The sequence below is a fragment of the Massilia sp. UYP11 genome (genome assembly GCF_050434805.1).
Classification (GTDB): domain Bacteria; phylum Pseudomonadota; class Gammaproteobacteria; order Burkholderiales; family Burkholderiaceae_D; genus Telluria.
In genome coordinates this window covers 1-19901 of record NZ_JBNDJE010000021.1, presented here as the reverse complement: position 1 = coordinate 19901, position 19901 = coordinate 1, and the positions used below count along the sequence as shown (strand labels likewise).

The following is a 19901-nucleotide window of genomic DNA, read 5'->3' as shown; positions in this document are numbered from 1 at the left end:
AGTCTCTCTTCAATTCTTCAATAAATCCAGGAAGCCCCTCAGGACGGGCGAATCGTTATCGCGCCGCCAGGCCAGGCCGGTTTCGGCCAGCGGCGCCGGGTCGTGCAGGGCACGGTATTCTACGCCGGGTCGCATCAGGTTCGACACGGATTGTGGCACAAGTGCCAAGCCCATGCCGCCGGAAACCAGGCCGACGATGGTCTGCATCTGGATCGCTTCCTGGCCGATGGTGGGCAGCACGCCCGCCGCGCGAAAGCAGGCCAGGATCGCATCGTGCAGGCTGGGCGCCACCGCGCGCGGGAAAATCACCAGCGGCAGCGGCGGCAGGTCGCGCAGGCGCACCGGGCCCGGGCTCTCCAGCGCCGCCAGGCCGCTCGGCGCGCACAGCACCAGCGGCTCGTCGACGATCTTCAGGTAGTCGAGGGCGCCGTCGGCCATGCCGCCGGGGGCGCCCGGTTGCGGCGGAATCACGAAGCCGGCGTCGATGCGGCCCGAAAGCAGTTCTTCGAACTGGACGTCGGAGGTCGCTTCCTGCAGCACCAGGCGCACGGCCGGATAGGCGGCGCGATAGCGGCGCAGCACGTCGGGCAGCAGCCCCAGGCCGGCGGTCGAGACGAACGACAGGGCCAGGCGGCCCGCTTCGCCGCTGGCCGCGCGCCGCACCAGCTCGGGCAGCGCGGCGGCTTCTTCGAGGATGCGGCGCGCCTCCGGCAGCAGGGTCGCGCCGGCCGCGGTCAGGCCGACCATGCGCCGGTTGCGCACGAACAGCGGGGCGTTGAACAGTTCTTCGAGGTTGGCGATGCTCTGCGACAGCGGCGGCTGCGTCATGTGCAGGCGGCGCGCGGCGCGGCCGAAATGCAGCTCTTCGGCCACGGTGACGAAATGGCGCAGCTGGCGCAGTTCGGGATGCATGAGGGATGAGTGGATCAGACTGTGATACGCGCAATGTATCACAGCCCATACTCACAGGCCCCACGCGGGCAGGACTTGGTTCAGCGGCGCTTGTCGAGGGTCTTCTTGACGCGCTCGTTGCGGCGCTTGTCCTGGAGAGCGTGTTCTTTTTTCTTGTCGAGCCCAAGCATCTTCTCGATGTACTCGAACCAGATGAAGGCAGCGACGAACAGCCCGGCGATGACCCACCAGGACAGCTCGGCAAAACGCCAGACCTCGAAAAAGCGCAGGGCGGCCAGGGCGACGATCAAGAGGATGAGTGGCATGATGTAAGAAGCTCCTTCAGACGCCCATCTTACAAAGAAAAGAATGCCTGCGGGCAAAAGTTGCTATTTTTCTGTTACAGGATAGGGGGAAACGTGGCGATCGCGTTACAGAGTGTATCGCCCCCATTCCCTTGCGGGGATTGGCGGTAGAATCCAATCAGTCATGAATCTGGAGAAACAAATGAAGCGGTCCCTGATGTTGTGTGTGGTGTTGTCGGCCTTCGCGTCGCCGGGTGCATTCGCCCAGGCCGACCTGGCCAAGGCCAAGAATTGCATGGCTTGCCACACCGTCGCCACCAAGCTGGTCGGTCCTGCCTACAAGGACATCGCGCAGAAGTATGCGGGCCAGAAAGGCGCCGAGGACAAGCTGGTGCAGAAGGTGCTCAAAGGCGGCGCCGGCACCTGGGGGCCGATCCCGATGCCGGCCAATCCGCAGGTGAGCGAGGCCGAAGCGCGCTCGCTGGTCAAGTGGGTGCTGGCGACCAAGTAAGCGCCTGGAAAGACGCCCGAAACAAGACGCACGAAACGAGACGCACGAAACGAGACGCACGAAACGAGACGCACGAAACGAGACGCACGACTAGCGCGCCCGCGTGAGCATGGCGCGCTTTTTGTTGTCCAGCGCCGTTCAGGGCCCGGGCAGGCGTGACTGCAGGGCTGCTGCGGGCAGGGCTGTCTCGGGCACCTGCGCGTCGGAGAAGAACAGCCAGTCGTGGTTGCCCAGCCTGAGGCCGACGCCCGGCACCTGGAAGTGGCTCGACAGGTCGGGCGTGAAGAAGATCTGCGGCGTGTCGTCGAGCGCCGCGCCGCCCAGCATGACCAGCAGGGTGGAGCCGCCGGCGTCGATCGTCAGCGCCATCTCGCCGAGCGTGACGATGCGCCCCCGGCCCGATTGCATCAAGCCGCCCAGGGAACGGGCATACAGGAAGAACAGGACGCTGCCGGCCGCATGCCAGCGGCGCAGGCGCGCCACGATGTCGCCGCCGCCGCCGTCGCTGCGCGGGGAATGTGGAACCAGTTGGTGCGGTGCGGTGAGCATGCCCATCGTCGTTCTCCCTCGTCGTTCTCCCTTGTCGTTCTCCCTTGTCGTTCTCCCGTGACTGCCCGGTCAGGTGCGTCCAGCCGACCGTCTCGGCGCATCCCCGTCACGCCCTGTGGCGGATCGTCTCGGGTTCTGGCAGGTACGTCGCCGGCCCGGCCGGTTTCGCCTTCTGCATTGCCGCCGCCATCACCATGCCGGATCGATCCCGGATCGTCTACGCAGGGCGCGTACGGCTGCAGAGCAACGTTACCGCAAATCGCGATTGTCGAAAAGCGGTACAGACAGCTTCGCTCAGCGCGTGAGGCGCCGCCTGGCGACGTCCGCCAGGGGCCTGGACAGGTTGCGGGCGCCGGCCTCGCTGCTGGCGGCCAGGTAGCCGCGCACGTAGGCGGCCTGCCTGGCGACCTGGCTGCTGCCGCCCTTGAGTTCGTCGAGCAGATGATCGGCCACCGCCATGTCGTTCAAGAGGCCAAGGCGGTCCTGCAGCTTTTCCAGGTGGCCGACGTAGCGCTTGACGCGGCGCGCCGGCAGCAGGTCGCGGAAAAATTCGGCAGCGTAGCGCGCCTTCTTGGCGGCGATGCGCACCCGGTGGCGGCCCGGCGCGTCGTTCTTGTCCAGGCCGTCGATGCGCTTGGCCAGGCGCTTCTCGGCCTTGCGCAGCAGGGGCAGGGCGGCCTTGGCGGCGCGCCCGGCCAGGGGCGAATCCTGGTCCAGCGCGGCGTCAGGACGCCAGCGGCGTTCGCCGAGCCATTCGTTCAGCTGCGTCATCAGCGCGACGTAGCGCGGCTGGCGCAGCACGTCCAGGACGTGCGCGTGATGGGCATCGGCACGTTCGTGCGCGGCCTGGCGCAGCGCCGAGGCGTCGAAGTCCCGGACCCGGTCGAGGGTGGCGTCGGCCAGCACGTCCCAGTCGCGCGCCGGTCCCAGTTCGCCGGACAGCCATTCGATGTCGGCGTGCAGCGCGACCGGCGGCGCGGCCAGGTCCTCGAACATGGCCAGCAGCGCGCGCAGGCGGCGCAGGCCGACCCGCATCTGGTGCAGGCTCTCGGCCTGTTGCCTGAGCACGCCCGGCAGGTTCGCTTCGATCTGGCGGACGCAGTTCAGGCCGATGGACTGGAAGGCGTCTTCCAGCGTCATGCGCCCGCGCAGGCGCACCGGTTCGGCCTTGACCGGCCGGATCGGTTCTTCTTTCGGCAGTGGCTGGTCCTGTTTCGGATCCTGCGCGCCCGCCGGGGCGGCGACCGCGGCTTGCAGGTCCAGCTTGGGGCCCGGTTCCGGCTTCGGTTCTGGGCTCGGTTGCGGGCTCAGTTCCTGGTCCAGCTGCTGGAACGACTCCAGGCCGCTGGCCGCGGTTCCAAGCGGCTTGGCGGCCGCCGGTGCGGGGTCCTTCGGCGCGGGCTGCGCCGGTTTTTGTTGCTTGGCCATCATGGTCCTTTCACTGACGAGACGTCGATGACACGAGCATACGCTTGCCCGCCATCCGGCACGCCCGATCATGACAAGAAGGTGACATCGACAGCGCGGACCGGCGCCTACCTGGCGATCCGATAGATCACGTCCACGCCCTGCACCAGCTTTTGCACGCCCACCAGGAGCGGATCGCGCACCGTGGCCATCGAGGTATGGCGCGGGCCGTCGGCGGCCAGTCCCATCGAGTTCGACAGGTTCTTCAGCGGCGCCAGCGCCACGCCGTTCGCCGGTCCCAGCCTGGCGCCGATCCCGCGCGCGATGTTCAGCGCCTTCCGGCGCGCCGCGGCCAGGGCCTGGCTCACCAGCTCGGCCTCGATCTCGTCGGCGTCGCTGCGGCTGAAGGCGACGGCCAGCGACTCGACGTTCGGCATCGTCATCAGGGCCTGGATCAGCGCCGTCCAGCCATCCAGGTTGCGCACCGTGGCGTGGAGCGCGGCGCGGGTCTCGATCGTGTGCACCGTATCGCCTTGCATATCGGCCCGCATAAGCGGGCGGCGCAGCAGGTCCTGCACCGAGATGTCCTCGACCGCGACGCCATGCTGCGCCAGCAGCGCGCGGCTCGCCTCGAGCCGTTCGCCGACCAGCTTCCAGGCCGCTTCCAGGTCGGGGTCCAGGCTGACGATCTCGACATCGATCTCGCCCGTGTCCGGCATCACGTGCAGGTCGGCGGCGGCGTTCACGTGGATGAAGGGGTAGGCCGGCAGGTCGGCCGCCTGGACGGGGGCGAATGCGGTGCACGAAGCGATGGCGAATGGGACGGCAAACCTGGCGGCGAGTTTCTTCAGCATGACGGTCCTTGTGAGGCGGGAGGATTCCCGGCGACAGCCAGCTTAGGCGATCTAGACATCGATGTCTAGAAGCGCGATGGCATTTCATGCCGGGTGGGTAGGGCGGGCCATCAGTCGCAGAAGCGCCGGTAGGCACGGTCGCGGAAATAGTGGGCCAGGGCATCGGGTCCTGGGCCCGGGTCGCACAGGGCGACGTGGCCGTCCGGCCGCACGAGGTAGTGGGCGTGGTGCGCGAAGCCGGCTGCTTCGTGGCGCGCGCTCCAGGCGAATTCGCGCAGGGGCATGCCGTGCAGCAGGCACCAGGCGCGCAGGCCGTCGCCCGCCTCGCCATAGACCTGCACCTGCCAGTCGATGTTCGCGAGCGGCGCGTGGTTGTCCATGCCGTCTTCGTCGTCACCCCCGACCCAGGGCAGCCTGTCGCCGGCCTTGATGTTCCCCGCGCCGCCGATGCTGAGCGGGCTGTCATGGTAGCTGATCGTGATCTGCGAGATGATCTTGAAGATCAGTTCGCGCACCGGGTCGACGCTGTAGGCGACCGTGGCGAACAGCGGCGCAATGTGCATGCGCACGAAGTCGGCGAAGTTGCCCTCGGCCGTGATGAAGTTGAACATGCGGTCGGTGGTGTCGACCAGCTTGCGCGCGAACGCCAGGCGCTCGGTCTCGTAGCTGTCGAGCAGGCTGTCAGGCGCTTCGTGGCGCACCACGGCGGCCAGCTTCCAGGCCAGGTTGACGGCGTCGCCGATGCCGGTGTTCATGCCCTGGCCGCCGGCCGGGCTGTGCACGTGGGCGGCGTCGCCGGCCAGGAATACCTGGCCGCTGCGGTAGTGGCTGGTGATGCGGTGGTGCACGCGGTAGGTCGAGAACCAGTGCACCTGGTCGACCCGCAGGCCCAGGCTCGACAGGGCGCGGTGGCCGACGTCGTCGAAGGTGAGGGGGGCGGCGTGGCTGTCGTCGGAGGGGCGGTGCACGGTGCCGATCAGGCGTCCGCGGCCGCTGTCGGTATAGGGCAGCATGATGACGAAGTCGGACGTCTCGAGCGAGACGTGCACCTCGCCGTCGGCCGCCACGCCGGCGGCCTGGACGTCGGCCACGTAGAACAGGTGGGCGTAGGTGCCGCCCGGGAACCCGGCGCCGAGCTTCTGGCGCACGGTGGAACTGGCGCCGTCGCAGCCGGCCAGGAAGCGCGCCTCGCATTCGCGCAGGCCGCCGTCCGGGTCGCGCAGGCGCGCCACCACATAGTCTTCGCGGTCCTCGAAGGCGACCAGCTCGACCGGTCGCTGGACCTGGACCCCGGCCAGCTCGAGATGGCGCAGCAGCAGCCGCTCATGCAGGTCTTGCGGATACACCAGCACGAAGGGGTAGGGCGTGAGCTTTTCGCCCGCGTCCTGGAACGACAGGCGCGCGCGGCGCTTGCCCCGCACCCACATATTGAGGGCGACGTTGCGCTTGCCGGCGGCAATCGTTTCGTCGGCCAGGCCCAGCTGGCGGTACAGTTCCAGCGTGCGTGCCTGGACCACCATCGCGCGCGACGTGGTGCCGGGCTGCGCCGCCTTGTCCACGAGCGCGACCTTGACGCCCTGGCGCGCCAGCCACAGGCCCAGCACCAGGCCGGTCGGCCCCGCGCCGGCGATGAGCACGTCGTACCTGTCCACGGGCTTCTCCTTCATCCGTCCTACTCAGATGCCGGCGTGGCGCAATGGTTCCACGTACTTCAGCCCCCGTATTTCAGCTGGATACTTCAGCCGAATACTTCAGCCGGGGCGCGTTACTCCACCACCTCGAACGCCAGGTCGCGCCCCTCCCGCGCCAGGTTGCCGGCGAAGTCGGCGGCGTGGATGCGCAGGGTGTAGCGGCCGGGAGTGAGTTCGCCGATGCGCCAGCTGCCGGTCTCGATCTCGCCGTCCTGCAGGCGGTTGCCCAGCGCATAGTCGAACTGGGTCGACTTGCTGCCATAGACCGTGATGCCGCTGGTCGGCGCGTAGACGGCCTTGACGGCGTCCTGGTTGCGCGGCAGGCGGTCGAAGACCTGGGTGATGAGCGGCTGCCCGAAGCCGGGCAGGGGCGTGCCGTCGGCCTGCAGCAGCTGGTAGCCCAGCTCGTACAGGCCGAGCTTGCGGCGCGCCAGGTTGCCGTTCACCTGGTCGTAGGCGTTCACGACCACCTGGACCTCGCCCAGGCTGCGGCTCAAAAGCACCGGCTGGCCCTTGTTCGCCGTGATGCGCTTGCCGGCGCCGTCGTACAGCGCGATGCGCTGGATGAACGGCGGCACGGTGTCGGTAAAGCCGACGAAGGGCAGCGTGAGCGGATTGACCACCATGCCGCCCTGGTAGTAGTCGAGGTGGACGTGGGCCATGCCATTGATGGTGCCGAGCGCATCGCCCACCGCGAAGCGGGTGCCGCGCGGCACCCGCACGCGTTCGGCTTTCCCTTTGGCATCGCGCAGGATCTGGAAGCGCGGATCGAGCGGCCGGCCCTGCGGGTCGCGGCCGACGCGCATGTGGATGTACGAGAGCGGGCCCACGCTCAGGCCTTCGCTGAGCGTGCCGAAGCCCCAGTTGGCGTGCGGGTCGGTCACTTTCGACGGGAATACCGCCAGCACCTTCGCGCCGACGTCGGCGCGCACGTCCAGGCCGGCGTGGAAATGGTGGCGGCTGTCGCCGTTGTAGGCGCCGCGCACCTCGCCCATCACGCCCACGACTTCATGGACCATGTCTTGCGGGCCGACCGGCCACGGCGTCGGTTCGGTGCGCGTGACGAGTGCCGGGCGCGCCAGCAGCGGCGCCGGTTCGCCCTTGCGCGGCGGCGCCAGCCGGTGCACGCGGTGGGCGCTGGCATCGGCCACCACCAGGCTGCCGTCGCGGCCGACCGCGATGCCGCGCGGGCCATACAGCTGCACCGTGCCGTCGCTGCCGAAGCCATGCGGATCGAGCGGGCGGTCGGCGTCCTGCAGCGGGCGCATTTCTCCATCGGGCGTCAGTTGCAGGATGCGGCCGCCGGCACTGGCGGCGATGTACAGGTAGCCGTCGCGCGTGAGCGCCAGGCCCGTGGGGCGCCGCAGCGGCGGCCTGGTTTCCCCTTCGAGCGGGATCGCCAGCGTGTCGACCGTGCCGTCGGGCTTGATGCGGCGCACTGCGTGGTTGCCGGTGTCGGCCACGTACAGCGTACCGTCGCGGCCGGCCGCCAGCGCGCTCGGGGTGTCGAAGCCGGCGTCCGCCAGCACGCCATCGAGCAGGCCCGGCCTGCCATTGCCGGCCAGCGTGGTAACCAGGCCATCGGGCGCGATGCGGCGGATGCGGTCGTTGTAGGTGTCTGCCACGTAGACCATGCCGGCGTCGGCCACCGCGATGCCGACCGGGCCGTTGAACCGGGCCGCACGGCCGACGCCATCGAGGTAGCCGGGGCTGCCGCCGCCGGCCAGCGTGCTGACCGTGCCGTCGGGCGCCACCTTGCGGATCGCATGGTTGCCGGTGTCGGCCACGTACAGATTGCCTTCATGGTCGAGCGCCAGGGCGGATGGCGTGTGGAAGGCGGCCGCCGCGCCGATGCCGTCGGCAAAACCTTCCTTGCCGCCGGCCAGGGTCGAGACCGCGCCGTCGGGCTGGATCAGGCGGATGCGGTTGGCTTCGCCCCCGTCGGCAACGTACACCACGCCCCGCGCGCCGATGGCCACGCCATAGGGATCGCTGAAGCGGCTGGCGCTGGCCGGCCCGTCGATCACGCCGTCGCGGCCGTCGCCCGCCAGCAGGTTCACGCGCGCCGGCCAGAACGGCGTGGTCTTGGCGACGGGCGGCGTGAGGATGGCCAGCGCGCCGGGGCGGTGTTCGATGGTGTCGGTAAAGTAGACGGCCGTGCCGATGGCCAGGATGACGGCGCCCGCGAGCGCGGCGATGAGGGAAGTTTGTTTCACTGATACGGCCGGGTGACTGCGTAGGGTCGGCGGCTGAGCCGCCGACGCGGTGATGGTTGGCAGCGAGATCATCCGGCGCGAAATCGGAACCGATAACCATCACCGCGTTGGCAGCGAGATCATCCGGCGCGAAATCGGAACCGATAACCATCACCGCGTCGGCGGCGAGATCATCCGGCGCGAAATCGGAACCGATAACCATCACCGCGTCGGCGGCAGAGCCGCCAACCCTACGAGGCCGCTGGCCCGCCAGCGGCGGATTTACATAAAAAAAGGATCAGATGCGCAGGTCGTCCAGCGACTTGCCTTTACCCAGCGCCTCGACTACCCATTTCGGCTGGCGGCCGCGGCCGGTCCAGGTCTGCGAATTGTCGGCCGGGTTGTGGTATTGGGGATTCACCTTGGCGCCGCCGCCCGCTTTCTTGCTTTTTGCGCCGCCCTTGGCCAGCAATTCTTCCACCGAGATTCCCATATTCTGGGCGATCTCGAGAATCTGCTCGCGCGCTTTCTTGACGTCTTGCTGCTGGCGGTTTTTGATCTCCTTTTCGATATCGAATTGAAGACCCTTCAGCTCGGCGAGGTTATAACCCGACAGATCGATTTTTGCCATTTTGTTTCATCCTTGATTAGGTGATTCGATTCATTTCGAAGTGCCGCGCAGGGATTTTACTATTTAATCGGCAAATATGAACGACAATCGTGCGCGGGGTGATTTCGAATCAAATCCATGGCAAATCGATAATGCGTGCGGGATTATTTTCCCAAGGTCTGGAGATGGGCAATTTCTTGCGAAACGGCGCGGCTCACTACCTGGCCCAGGGATTCATGCAGGCTTGTGCGAATTTCGGCCGAAAAACCCGTCATCGCTTTATCCACCGCTTCGGCGATGCCGTCGCGCAGCCGCTGTTCGAGCACGAAATCGATCCGGCCCTGCAATTGCTGCAGCACGCGTTCGGTGAGGCGGCGCTCCATGACGCTCCATTGCTCGCCGCTCCAGCGCTCGGCGGCCCGCCGTTCCAGGGCTTCCGGGGACTCCGCGGCATCGGCGCCGTGCGTCTGCGGCGTGGCGCCGACTGCCGCAGTGGCCGCAGTGGCCGCAGTGGCGGCAGCCGCAGCAGGCGCAGTTGCAGCAGGCGCAGCCGCAGTGGCTGGCGCGGCCGCCGCCGGCGGGTCGGCGACGACCTCGGTCAATACGGGAATGCTGGCGTCGAAAACGGGATCCTGGGTCATGTCTGTCCTGCGACGAAGTGGGTCAATGGATAGGATTGCCTTTTATATGCGACATAGCGCTTGCGTCCCTCGGCGGCATCGTCTTCATCAAGCGAAATGATTTCGAACACGCGCGCGAATTGCGCGAAATTGTTCGGCGTGCGGCGCGTGAGGTTCACCAGCATATCGTGGTGCGGCAGTGCCGCGTCTTCATTATCGGTAATCACGATCGGCGTTTGCGGCGCCAGCGGGTCGCCGGCCAGCACGTGCGGAATGAAATCGGTATCCCCCACGTTCCACAGCGCCGCATTCAATGCCTCGGCCTGCTCAAGGCTTTCTGCCAGCACCACGACTTTGGCGCGCGCCCCATATGCCTTGCGCGCCAGCCGGCAGGCATAGGACAGCTTATCGGGGATATTCGTGTGGAAGTCGATCCGGGTCATGACATCACTAAAAAAAGAGGAGGGCTTTCGCCCTCCGGTGCATTTTTGGAACGATCAGCCATTCATGCCGCTATGGCGCAGCAGGGCGTCGATCGAGGGTTCGCGGCCGCGGAAGGCCTTGAACGATTCGAGCGCCGGACGCGAGCCGCCCACGGCGAGGATCTCGCGGTGGAAGCGCCGTCCGGTCTCGAACAGGTCGGCCCCGGATTCGACGGCTTCTTCGAACGCGGCATAGGCGTCGCTCGACAGCACCTCGGCCCATTTGTAGCTGTAGTAGCCGGCCGCATAGCCGCCCGCGAAGATATGGCTGAACGAATGCAGGAAGCGGTTGAACGACGGCGGCGTGATGACGGCGAAGTTGCGGCGGATGTCGTCGATCAGGTCCTGCACCTGCTGGCCGTGCGGATCGAAGTCGTAGTGCAGGTGCATGTCGATCAGCGAGAACTCGACCTGGCGCAGCGTCTGCATCCCGGACTGGAAGTTCTTCGCCGCCAGCATCTTGTCGTACAGCGCGCGCGGCAGCGGTTCGCCGGTCTTGACATGCGCCGTCATCTGCTGCAGCTTGTCCCACTCCCAGCAGAAGTTTTCCATGAACTGGGACGGCAGCTCCACCGCATCCCATTCGACGCCCGAGATGCCGGCCACCGACAGCTCTTCGACTTCGGTCAGCATGTGGTGCAGGCCGTGGCCGAATTCGTGGAACAGCGTGGTCACTTCGTCGTGGGTGAACAGCGACGGCTGCAGCACGCCGTCCACCGGCGCCGGCGGCGTGAAATTGCAGACCAGGTAGGCGACCGGGGTCTGGACCGCGCCGCTGTTCAACAGGCGGCGGCCGCGCGCGTCGTTCATCCAGGCGCCCTGCGCCTTGCCGGCGCGGGCATACGGATCGAGGTAGAACTGGCCGACCAGCTGGCCATTGCGCTCGATGCGGTAAAAGCGCACGTCCGGGTGCCACACGGGCGCGTCCTCCGGGATGACGTCGGCCTCGAACAGCTGGCGGATCACGCCGAACAGGCCTTCGAGCACCTTATGCTCGGGGAAGTATTCCTTCACTTCCTGGGCCGAGAAGGCATAGCGCTTCTCGCGCAGCTTTTCGGACGCATAGGTGACGTCCCAGGATTGGAGTTCATCGATACCAAGTTCGGTGCGCGCGAACTCGCGCAGCTCGAGCAGGTCTTTCTCGGCAAACGGACGGGCGCGGCGCGCCAGGTCTTCGAGGAATTCGATCACGTGCTGCGGGCTCTGCGCCATCTTGGCCACCAGCGAGACGTCGGCGAAGCTGCCGTAGTCGAGCAGGCGCGCCTCTTCGTTGCGCAGCTTGAGCAGGTTGACGATGTTGGACGAGTTGTCCCACTTCTCGACTTCGGTGAACATGATGCCGGCGTCCGACGCCTTGGTGGCGCTGGCGCGGTAGATCTTTTCGCGCAAGTCGCGGTTGTCAGCGAACTGCAGCACCGGGAAGTAGGACGGGAAGTGCAGGGTGAACAGCCAGCCGCTCTTGCCGTCGCGTTCGGCGGCGGCCTTGGCCGCTGCCTTGACGTCATCGGGCAGGCCGGCCAGTTCTGCTTCGTTCTCGACCACCAGCTTGTAGTCGTTGGTCGCGTCCAGCACGTTTTCCGAGAAGCGGGTCGACAGTTGCGACTGCTGTTCCTGGATCTCGGCGAAGCGCGGCTTTTTGTCTTCGGGCAGTTCGGCGCCGCCGAGGCGGAAGTCGCGCAGGGCGTTCTCCACGATGCGCTGGCGCACCGGATTGAGGCTGCCCCAGTGCGGGCCATTGCGCAGCTGCTTGTACTTGGCGAACAGCGCCTCGTTCTGGCCGATGGCGGTGGAGAACTCCACGACCTTCGGCTGGTTCTCGTTATAGGTCGCGCGCAGCTCGGGCGTGTCCACCACGTGGTTCAGGTGGCCGACCACGCCCCAGGCGCGGCCCAGGCGCTCGCTGGCGTCTTCGAGCGGGGCCAGGGTGTCCCAGGTGACATCAACCACCGGGGCTTCGAGCTGCGCCACCACGGCGTTCGCCTCCGCGATCAGCTGTTCGATGGCGGGCGTGACGTGTTCGGGCTTGATCGCGTCGAAGCGCGGCAGGCCGGAAAAGTCGAGGAGGGGATTGCTGGCATCTAGCGTCATCGTATTCCTTCGTAGGGTCGGCGGCTCTGCCGCCGACGCGGTGATTGTTTGCAGCGAGATCATCGATCCCGAAAATCGGAGCCGGAGGCGATCGACGCGTCGGCGGGAGAACCCGCCGACCCTACGCCAGTTCGCGCTCGGCCGACTCCACCGTGTTCTGCAACAGCATGGTAATCGTCATCGGGCCCACGCCACCCGGCACCGGGGTGATGTGAGCGGCCACTTCCTTGACGCCGTCGAAATCGACGTCGCCGCACAGCTTGCCGGCGTCGTCGCGGTTCATGCCGACGTCGATCACGATCGCACCCGGCTTGACCATGTCGGCGGTCAGGGTATTGCGGCGGCCCACGGCGGCCACGATCACGTCGGCCTGGCGGGTGTGATAGCCCAGATCCGCAGTCGCGCTATGGCATATGGTCACGGTGGCGTTGGCTTGCAAGAGCAGCATGCCCATTGGTTTGCCAACGGTGTTGCTGCGGCCGATGACGACGGCGTGCTTGCCGCGCAGGTCGATGCCGGTGGTTTCGATCAGCTTCATGCAGCCGTACGGGGTGCAGGGGCGGAAACCTTCCAGGCCGGTCATCAGCTCGCCGGCCGACAGCACCGAATAGCCGTCGACGTCCTTGGCGGTGGAGATGGCCTCGATCACCTTCGACGGGTCGATGTGCTTCGGCAGCGGCATCTGCACCAGGATGCCATGGATGGCCGGGTCCACGTTCAATGCTGCGATGCGCTCGAGCAGGGCTTGCTCGGAGAGGTCGGCCTCGTATTTCTCGAGCACCGAATGAAAGCCCACGTCGCCGCAGGCCTTCACCTTGTTGCGCACATAGACCTGGCTGGCCGGGTCTTCGCCGACCAGGATGACGGCCAGACCCGGCTGCTTGCCGGCGGCGGTGAGTTTGGCGGCGCGCGCGGCGATATCCTCGCGCAGTTGTTTGGAAAGGAGGACTCCGTCGATCAGTTGTGCAGGCATGGTGAAGGCTCGTCGCTGGGCAAAAACAGAATTATACGACCCACGCATGCAATCTCCTGCGGCCAGCCTGCGAAACCCCGGTTTTTTGCCGTTCCAAAGGCGCTTCGATATACGATATCAGTTGATCCAAAGTACAGTGTTTCCCTATGAAAATTGTGCACCTGCAGCATTGCATTTCGCATTGTGAAATCGCATATCGCAATTTGAAAATGCCGAATTCCACTGGTAGAATCCATTGGTTTATCAAAAAGTTAGTTTGAAAATTCACTACTCGCCGCCAGCCTGCGCAGGGACGGGTCGGGGCGCACCACTCTAGGAGACGCATAACATGTCAGCTCAACTCGACCAGTTGACCGCGCAAGCCGCCAATGATCCGGACGCAATCGAGACCAAGGAATGGCTCGATGCGCTGGAAGCGGTGATCGAACATGAAGGGCCCGAGCGCGCCCATTACCTGATGGAGCGCCTGGTGGACCTGGCGCGCCGCCGTGGCGCCCATGTTCCGTTCTCGGCCAATACCGCCTACGTGAACACCATCCCGGCCCACCTGAACCAGAATTCGCCGGGCAATCTCGAATACGAAGAGCGCCTGCGCTCGTGGATGCGCTGGAACGCGATGGCGATGGTCGTCAAGGCCAACCGCGCCGACGGCGACCTGGGCGGCCACATCTCGTCCTTCGCTTCGCTGGCGAACATGCTGGGCACCGGCTTCAACCACTTCTGGCACGCCCCGACCGAAGACCACGGCGGCGACCTGCTGTACATCCAGGGCCACTCCTCGCCCGGCATCTACGCGCGCGCCTTCCTCGAAGGGCGCCTCTCCGAAGAGCAGCTGCTCAACTTCCGCCGCGAAGTCGACGGCAAGGGCCTGTCGTCGTACCCGCACCCGAAACTGATGCCGGACTTCTGGCAGTTCCCGACCGTCTCGATGGGCCTGGGACCGCTGATGGCGATCTACCAGGCGCGGTTCCTGAAGTACCTGCACGCGCGCGGCATCGCCAAGACCGACAACCGCAAGGTGTGGGTCTTCTGCGGCGACGGCGAGATGGACGAGCCGGAATCGATGGGCGCGATCGGCATGGCCGCGCGCGAGCGGCTGGACAACCTGGTCATGGTCGTCAACTGCAACCTGCAGCGCCTGGACGGCCCGGTGCGCGGCAACGGCAAGATCATCCAGGAACTGGAAGCGGACTTCCGCGGCGCCGGCTGGAACGTCGTCAAGGTGATCTGGGGCTCGCAGTGGGATCCGCTGCTGGCCCAGGACAAGGAAGGCATCCTGCAGCGCGTGATGATGGAAACCGTCGACGGCGAATACCAGAACTACAAGGCCAAGGACGGCGCCTACGTGCGCAAGCATTTCTTCGGCAAGCATCCGAAGCTGCTCGAGATGGTGTCGAAGATGAGCGACGACGACATCTGGCGCCTGACCCGCGGCGGCCACGACCCGCACAAGATCTACGCCGCGTTCAAGAACGCGCAAGAAAACAAGGGTTCCCCGACCGTCCTGCTGGTCAAGACCGTCAAGGGCTTCGGCATGGGCAAGTCGGGCGAGGCGCGCAACACCGCGCACCAGACCAAGAAGCTGGACGACCAGGCGATCCGCGACATGCGCGACCGCTTCAATATCGCCATCCCCGACGACAAGCTGGCCGATATCCCGTTCTTCAAGCCGGCCGACGACGCGCCCGAGATGGTGTACCTGCACGAGCGCCGCAAGGCGCTGGGTGGCTACCTGCCGCAGCGCCGCGAGAAGGCCGACGAGCAGCTGGTGGTGCCGAAGCTGGAATCGTTCAAGGGCGTGCTCGAGCCGACCCCCGAGGGCCGCGAGATCTCGTCGACCCAGGCCTACGTGCGCGTGATCAGCAGCCTCTTGAAGGACGAGAGCATCGGCCAGCGCATCGTGCCGATCCTGGTCGACGAATCGCGTACCTTCGGCATGGAAGGCCTGTTCCGCCAGATCGGCATCTTCAACCAGCAGGGCCAGTTGTACGAGCCGGTCGACCGCGACCAGGTGATGTACTACCGCGAAGACAAGGCAGGCCAGATCCTGCAAGAGGGCATCAACGAAGCGGGCGGCATGAGCTCGTGGATCGCGGCGGCGACCTCGTACTCGTCGAACAACCGCACGATGATCCCGTTCTACACCTTCTACTCGATGTTCGGCATGCAGCGCGTGGGCGACCTGGTCTGGCTGGCCGGCGACATCCGTGCGCGCGGCTTCCTGATGGGCGGCACCGCCGGCCGCACCACGCTCAACGGCGAAGGCCTGCAGCACGAGGATGGCCACAGCCACGTGATCGCCGCGACCGTGCCGAACTGCCTGCCGTATGACCCTACCTTCGGGCACGAAGTCGCGGTCATCATCCAGGACGGCCTGCGCCGCATGGTGGAAGAACAGGAAGACGTGTTCTACTACATCACCATCATGAACGAGAACTACCCGCATCCGGGCCTCAAATCCGGCCAGGAAGAGGGCATCCTGAAGGGCATGTACCTGCTCCAGGAAGGCACCAAGGACGTCCAGAATCGGGTGCAGCTGATCGGCTGCGGCACCATCCTGCGCGAGTCGATGTTCGCCGCCGAGCTGCTCAAGAACGACTGGGGCGTCGCCGCCGACGTATGGTCGGCGCCTTCGCTGACCCTGCTGGCGCGCGACGGCCAGGACGCCGAGCGCTGGAACATGGTCAACCCGGAGCAGCCGCAGCGCGTGCCGTACGTGACCGAGCTGATGCAGGCTACCACCGGCCCGATCGTCGCGACCACCGACTACATGCGCATGTTCGCCGAGCAGATCCGCGCCTTCATGCCGAAGGACCGCACCTACAAGGTGCTGGGCACCGACGGCTTCGGCCGCTCGGATTCGCGCGTCAAGCTGCGCGAGTTCTTCGAGGTGAACCGCTACTACATCACGGTCGCTTCGCTGCGCGCCCTGGCCGACGAAGGCAAGATCGACCGCGCCATCGTGTCGCAGGCGATCGCCAAGTACGGCATCGACCAGAACAAGCCGAATCCGGTGACCCAGTAAATGCTCGACGCCGTCGTTCCCGCTTGGGCGGGGCCGACGGCTCAGACGCTAACTCGAATAAAAATTTGGAGCTGACACTATGAGCGTTGTGGAAGTCAAAGTCCCCGATATCGGCGACTTCAAGGAAGTCGAAGTCATCGAACTGATGGTCAAGCCGGGCGACACCATCAAGGTCGACCAGTCGCTGGTGACCGTCGAATCGGACAAGGCCAGCATGGAAATCCCGTCCAGCCATGCCGGCGTCGTGAAAGAGATCAAGATAAAGGTCGGCGACAAGGTCGCCGAAGGTTCGCTGGTGCTGCTTCTCGAGGAAGCCGGCGGCGCCGAAGCGCCGGCCGCTGCTCCTGCAGCCGCGCCGGCCGCTGCACCTGCCGCTGCGCCTGCCGCCGAACAATCCGCGCCCGCCGCCGAAGCTGCGCCTGCGCCAGCCGCATCGGGCGGCCCGGTCGACGTGGCCGTGCCGGACATCGGCGACTTCAAGGAAGTCGAAGTCATCGAACTGATGGTCAAGGTCGGCGACACGATCAAGGTCGACCAGTCCCTGATCACGGTCGAATCGGACAAGGCCAGCATGGAGATCCCGTCGAGCCATGCCGGCGTCGTGAAGGAACTGAAAGTGAAGGTCGGCGACAAGGTCGCCAAGGGTTCGCTGGTGCTGGTCGTGGAAGCGACCGGCGGCTCAGCGGCCACTCCTGCTGCCGCAGCTCCTGCCGCAGCCGCGCCTGCGCCCGCCGCCGCTCCCGCTGCTGCGCCAGCCCCGGCGCAAGCCTCGGCGCCAGCGCCAGCAGCCGCTGCCGCGCCAGGCGTCACCGGCGCGAAAGCTCACGCCTCGCCATCAATCCGCAAGTTCGCGCGCGAACTGGGCGTCGACCTGGGTCGCGTGCCGGGCACCGGTCCGAAGGGCCGCATCACCCAGCAGGACGTGCAGAACTTCGTCAAGGGCGTGATGGCCGCGCCGGCGGCTGCCGCGCCTGCGGCCGGTGGCGGCGCCGGCATCGGCGGCCTCAGCCTGCTGCCATGGCCGTCGCTCGACTTCTCGAAGTTCGGTCCGACCGAAATCGTGCCGCTGTCGCGCATCAAGAAGATCTCGGGCCCGAACCTGCATCGCAACTGGGTCATGATCCCGCACGTGACGCACTTCGACGAAGCCGACGTGACCGACCTGGAACAGTTCCGCGTCGATTCGAACGCCGCGCTGGCCAAGCAGAAGTCCGCCGTCAAGCTGACCATGCTGGCATTCGTGATCAAGGCGAGCGTCGCCGCGCTCAAGAAATTCCCGCAATTTAATGCGTCGCTGTCGGAAGACGGCGCGGCATTGATCACCAAGCAGTACTACAACATCGGCTTCGCCGCCGACACCCCGAACGGCCTGGTGGTCCCGGTCGTGAAGGACGCGGACAAGAAGACCATCTCGCAGATCGCCGTCGAAATGGGCGAGCTCTCGGGCCAGGCGCGCGAAGGCAAGCTGCCGCCGACCGCGATGCAGGGCGCGACCTTCACCATCTCGTCGCTGGGCGGCATCGGCGGCACCAACTTCACGCCGATCATCAACGCGCCGGAGCTGGCGATCCTGGGCCTGTCCAAGTCGGCGATGAAGCCGGTGTGGGACGGTTCGACCTTCCAGCCGCGCCTGATGCTGCCGATGTCGCTGTCGTACGACCACCGCGTGATCGACGGCGCCGGCGCTGCGCGCTTCTCCGCCTACCTGGCCGACGTGCTGGCCGACCTGCGCAAAACCCTTCTGTGATTGGAGCGCCTAGATGAGCACTGTTGAAGTGAAAGTCCCGAACATCGGCGACTTCAAGGACGTCGAAGTGATCGAGCTGATGGTCAAGCCGGGCGACACGATCAAGGTCGACCAGTCCCTGGTCACCGTCGAATCGGACAAGGCCAGCATGGAGATCCCGTCGACCCACGCGGGCGTGGTCAAGGAAGTCTCGGTCAAGGTCGGCGACAAGATCAATGAAGGCACGCTGCTGCTGACGGTCGAGGAATCGGGCGCTGCCGCGCCCGCGGCTGAAAAGCCTGCCGAGAAGCCGGCGGCCGCACCAGCCGCACCGACCGAATCGCAGGCGCCAGCCAAGCCGGCGCCTGCCCCGGCCGCGCCGGCCGCAGCGGCGCCGAACGCCTCGAGCTACTCCGGCCAGGTCGACATCGAATGCGAGATGATGGTGCTGGGCGCCGGCCCTGGCGGCTACTCGGCCGCCTTCCGCGCCGCCGACCTCGGCATGAACACCGTGCTGGTCGAGAAGTACGCGGCCCTGGGCGGCGTGTGCCTGAACGTCGGTTGCATTCCATCGAAGGCGCTGCTGCACGTGGCGCACATCATGGATGAAACCGCGCACATGGCCGACCTGGGCGTGGCCTTCGCCAAGCCGCAAGTCGACATCGACAAGCTGCGCGCGCACAAGGATGGCGTGATCAAGAAAATGACCGGCGGCCTGGCCTTCATGGCCAAGGCGCGCAAGGTCAATGTGGTGCAGGGCGTGGGCCAGTTCCTCAGTCCGAACCACATCGAGGTCACCGGTCCCGATGGCGCGAAGAAGGTCGTCGCGTTCAAGAAGGCGATCATCGCCGCCGGTTCGTCGGTCGTCAACTTGCCGTTCGTGCCGGAAGATCCGCGCATCGTCGATTCGACCGGCGCACTGGAACTGCGCCAGGTGCCGAAGAAGATGCTGGTCATCGGCGGCGGCATCATCGGCCTGGAAATGGCGACCGTCTACTCGTCGCTGGGTTCGCGCATCGACGTGGTCGAGATGATGGACGGCCTGATGCAGGGCGCCGACCGCGAGGCGGTCAAGGTCTGGCAGAAGTTCAACGCCCACCGCTTCGACAACATCATGCTGAAAACGAAAACCGTCGGCGTGGAAGCGCTGCCGGAAGGGATCAAGGTCACCTTCGAAGCGGCCGAGGCCGGCGCCACCGCGCCGGAACCGCAGCTGTACGACCTGGTGCTGGTGGCCGTGGGCCGCAGCCCGAACGGCAAGAAGATCGCCGCCGACAAGGCCGGCGTGACGGTGACCGACCGCGGCTTCATCCCGGTCGACGGCCAGATGCGCACCAATGTGCCGCACATCTTCGCCATCGGCGACCTGGTGGGCCAGCCGATGCTGGCGCACAAGGCGGTGCACGAGGCGCACGTGGCGGCCGAAGCGGCGCTGGACAAGAAGACCCACTTCGACGCCAAGGTCATCCCGTCGGTCGCGTACACCGATCCCGAAGTGGCATGGGTGGGCCTCACCGAGGATGAAGCCAAACAGAAGGGCATCAAGGTCGAGAAGGGCCACTTCCCGTGGAACGCCAGCGGCCGCGCGGTCGCCAACGGCCGCGACGAAGGCTTCACCAAGCTGCTGTTCGATGCCGAGACCCACCGCATCGTCGGCGGCACCATCGTCGGCACCAATGCCGGCGACATGATCGGCGAGATCGCGCTGGCGATCGAGATGGGCGCGGACGGCGTGGACATCGGCAAGACCATCCACCCGCACCCGACCCTGGGCGAGTCGATCGGCATGGCGGCGGAGGCCTATGAAGGCGTCTGCACCGATTTGCCGCCGCCGAAGAAGCGTTGATCGCGGGCGCGGCATGAAGAACGGGACCAGCGATGAACTGACCCCCAAAAGTTGGACACAACTTTTGGGGGTTTTTCATGACCAAGTACGATGAGCAGTTCAAGCTCGCAGTCGTGCAAGAATATTTG

Annotated in this window: 16 protein-coding genes; 4 read left to right on the top strand and 12 right to left on the bottom strand. The window is 66.1% G+C overall.

Features of this window, described 5'->3' with window-relative positions; all coding sequences use genetic code 11:
• Window positions 1-9: 9 nt before the first annotated feature.
• On the bottom strand, window positions 10-912 hold the full coding sequence (locus ABIB38_RS20640) for a LysR substrate-binding domain-containing protein (RefSeq protein ID WP_429206575.1): 903 nt from the start codon (window positions 910-912) through the stop codon (window positions 10-12).
• An 80-nt stretch (window positions 913-992) separates the two neighbouring features.
• A complete protein-coding gene (locus ABIB38_RS20635; protein WP_429206574.1) occupies window positions 993-1217 on the bottom strand; it encodes a TIGR04438 family Trp-rich protein in 225 nt (74 codons plus the stop codon).
• Between the two features lie 181 nt (window positions 1218-1398).
• Here ABIB38_RS20635 and ABIB38_RS20630 point away from each other — a divergent pair, with 181 nt between their 5' ends.
• On the top strand, window positions 1399-1707 hold the full coding sequence (locus ABIB38_RS20630; protein ID WP_429206573.1) for a c-type cytochrome: 309 nt from the start codon (window positions 1399-1401) through the stop codon (window positions 1705-1707).
• Between the two features lie 138 nt (window positions 1708-1845).
• Here ABIB38_RS20630 and ABIB38_RS20625 read toward each other — a convergent pair whose 3' ends face one another.
• The 10 genes from ABIB38_RS20625 to folD form a co-directional block, all read right to left on the bottom strand.
• Window positions 1846-2262 carry a hypothetical protein gene (locus tag ABIB38_RS20625; RefSeq protein WP_429206572.1) on the bottom strand — a complete coding sequence of 139 codons (417 nt, stop codon included), beginning with the start codon at window positions 2260-2262 and terminating at the stop codon, window positions 1846-1848.
• A 288-nt stretch (window positions 2263-2550) separates the two neighbouring features.
• Window positions 2551-3687 carry a CHAD domain-containing protein gene (locus tag ABIB38_RS20620; protein ID WP_429206571.1) on the bottom strand — a complete coding sequence of 379 codons (1137 nt, stop codon included), beginning with the start codon at window positions 3685-3687 and terminating at the stop codon, window positions 2551-2553.
• A 104-nt stretch (window positions 3688-3791) separates the two neighbouring features.
• Window positions 3792-4517: an SIMPL domain-containing protein gene (locus ABIB38_RS20615; protein ID WP_429206570.1), complete on the bottom strand. Its 726-nt coding sequence runs from the start codon at window positions 4515-4517 to the stop codon at window positions 3792-3794.
• A gap of 110 nt (window positions 4518-4627) precedes the next feature.
• The gene (locus ABIB38_RS20610; RefSeq protein WP_429206569.1) at window positions 4628-6169 is read right to left on the bottom strand and encodes an FAD-dependent monooxygenase; all 1542 of its coding nucleotides are present in this window, start codon (window positions 6167-6169) and stop codon (window positions 4628-4630) included.
• A 113-nt stretch (window positions 6170-6282) separates the two neighbouring features.
• On the bottom strand, window positions 6283-8424 hold the full coding sequence (locus ABIB38_RS20605) for a virginiamycin B lyase family protein (protein ID WP_429206568.1): 2142 nt from the start codon (window positions 8422-8424) through the stop codon (window positions 6283-6285).
• Window positions 8425-8701: 277 nt separating this feature from the next.
• Entirely contained in the window at window positions 8702-9034 is a 333-nt protein-coding gene (locus ABIB38_RS20600) for an H-NS family nucleoid-associated regulatory protein (protein WP_429206567.1), read from the bottom strand.
• Window positions 9035-9177: 143 nt separating this feature from the next.
• Window positions 9178-9654 (bottom strand): hypothetical protein, encoded by a 477-nt coding sequence (locus ABIB38_RS20595; protein WP_429206566.1) that lies wholly within the window; start codon window positions 9652-9654, stop codon window positions 9178-9180.
• Entirely contained in the window at window positions 9651-10076 is a 426-nt protein-coding gene (locus ABIB38_RS20590) for a DNA polymerase III subunit chi (protein WP_429206565.1), read from the bottom strand. Before ABIB38_RS20590 ends, ABIB38_RS20595 begins: the two co-directional genes overlap by 4 nt.
• Before the next feature lie 54 nt (window positions 10077-10130).
• A complete protein-coding gene (locus ABIB38_RS20585) occupies window positions 10131-12203 on the bottom strand; it encodes a M3 family metallopeptidase (protein ID WP_429206564.1) in 2073 nt (690 codons plus the stop codon).
• 121 nt (window positions 12204-12324) lie between these two features.
• The gene (gene folD / locus ABIB38_RS20580) at window positions 12325-13176 is read right to left on the bottom strand and encodes a bifunctional methylenetetrahydrofolate dehydrogenase/methenyltetrahydrofolate cyclohydrolase FolD (RefSeq protein ID WP_429206563.1); all 852 of its coding nucleotides are present in this window, start codon (window positions 13174-13176) and stop codon (window positions 12325-12327) included.
• Between the two features lie 328 nt (window positions 13177-13504).
• Here folD and aceE point away from each other — a divergent pair, with 328 nt between their 5' ends.
• The 3 genes from aceE (at window position 13505) to lpdA (ending at window position 19773) form a co-directional block, all read left to right on the top strand.
• Entirely contained in the window at window positions 13505-16201 is a 2697-nt protein-coding gene (gene aceE / locus ABIB38_RS20575; RefSeq protein WP_429206562.1) for a pyruvate dehydrogenase (acetyl-transferring), homodimeric type, read from the top strand.
• Window positions 16202-16280: 79 nt separating this feature from the next.
• A complete protein-coding gene (gene aceF / locus ABIB38_RS20570; RefSeq protein WP_429206561.1) occupies window positions 16281-17948 on the top strand; it encodes a dihydrolipoyllysine-residue acetyltransferase in 1668 nt (555 codons plus the stop codon).
• A 13-nt stretch (window positions 17949-17961) separates the two neighbouring features.
• Complete coding sequence (gene lpdA, locus ABIB38_RS20565; protein ID WP_429206560.1) at window positions 17962-19773, top strand: dihydrolipoyl dehydrogenase; 1812 nt, start codon at window positions 17962-17964, stop codon at window positions 19771-19773.
• Window positions 19774-19901: the final 128 nt, after the last annotated feature.

Coding starts and splice junctions, on each gene's coding strand:
- aceE (WP_429206562.1), top strand. CDS start 13,505: ATGTCAGCTCAACTCGACCAGTTGACCGCGCAAGCCGCCAATGATCCG.
- ABIB38_RS20615 (WP_429206570.1), bottom strand. CDS start 4,517: ATGCTGAAGAAACTCGCCGCCAGGTTTGCCGTCCCATTCGCCATCGCT.
- ABIB38_RS20595 (WP_429206566.1), bottom strand. CDS start 9,654: ATGACCCAGGATCCCGTTTTCGACGCCAGCATTCCCGTATTGACCGAG.
- folD (WP_429206563.1), bottom strand. CDS start 13,176: ATGCCTGCACAACTGATCGACGGAGTCCTCCTTTCCAAACAACTGCGC.
- ABIB38_RS20640 (WP_429206575.1), bottom strand. CDS start 912: ATGCATCCCGAACTGCGCCAGCTGCGCCATTTCGTCACCGTGGCCGAA.
- ABIB38_RS20590 (WP_429206565.1), bottom strand. CDS start 10,076: ATGACCCGGATCGACTTCCACACGAATATCCCCGATAAGCTGTCCTAT.
- ABIB38_RS20585 (WP_429206564.1), bottom strand. CDS start 12,203: ATGACGCTAGATGCCAGCAATCCCCTCCTCGACTTTTCCGGCCTGCCG.
- ABIB38_RS20600 (WP_429206567.1), bottom strand. CDS start 9,034: ATGGCAAAAATCGATCTGTCGGGTTATAACCTCGCCGAGCTGAAGGGT.
- lpdA (WP_429206560.1), top strand. CDS start 17,962: ATGAGCACTGTTGAAGTGAAAGTCCCGAACATCGGCGACTTCAAGGAC.
- ABIB38_RS20625 (WP_429206572.1), bottom strand. CDS start 2,262: ATGGGCATGCTCACCGCACCGCACCAACTGGTTCCACATTCCCCGCGC.
- ABIB38_RS20630 (WP_429206573.1), top strand. CDS start 1,399: ATGAAGCGGTCCCTGATGTTGTGTGTGGTGTTGTCGGCCTTCGCGTCG.
- aceF (WP_429206561.1), top strand. CDS start 16,281: ATGAGCGTTGTGGAAGTCAAAGTCCCCGATATCGGCGACTTCAAGGAA.
- ABIB38_RS20620 (WP_429206571.1), bottom strand. CDS start 3,687: ATGATGGCCAAGCAACAAAAACCGGCGCAGCCCGCGCCGAAGGACCCC.
- ABIB38_RS20635 (WP_429206574.1), bottom strand. CDS start 1,217: ATGCCACTCATCCTCTTGATCGTCGCCCTGGCCGCCCTGCGCTTTTTC.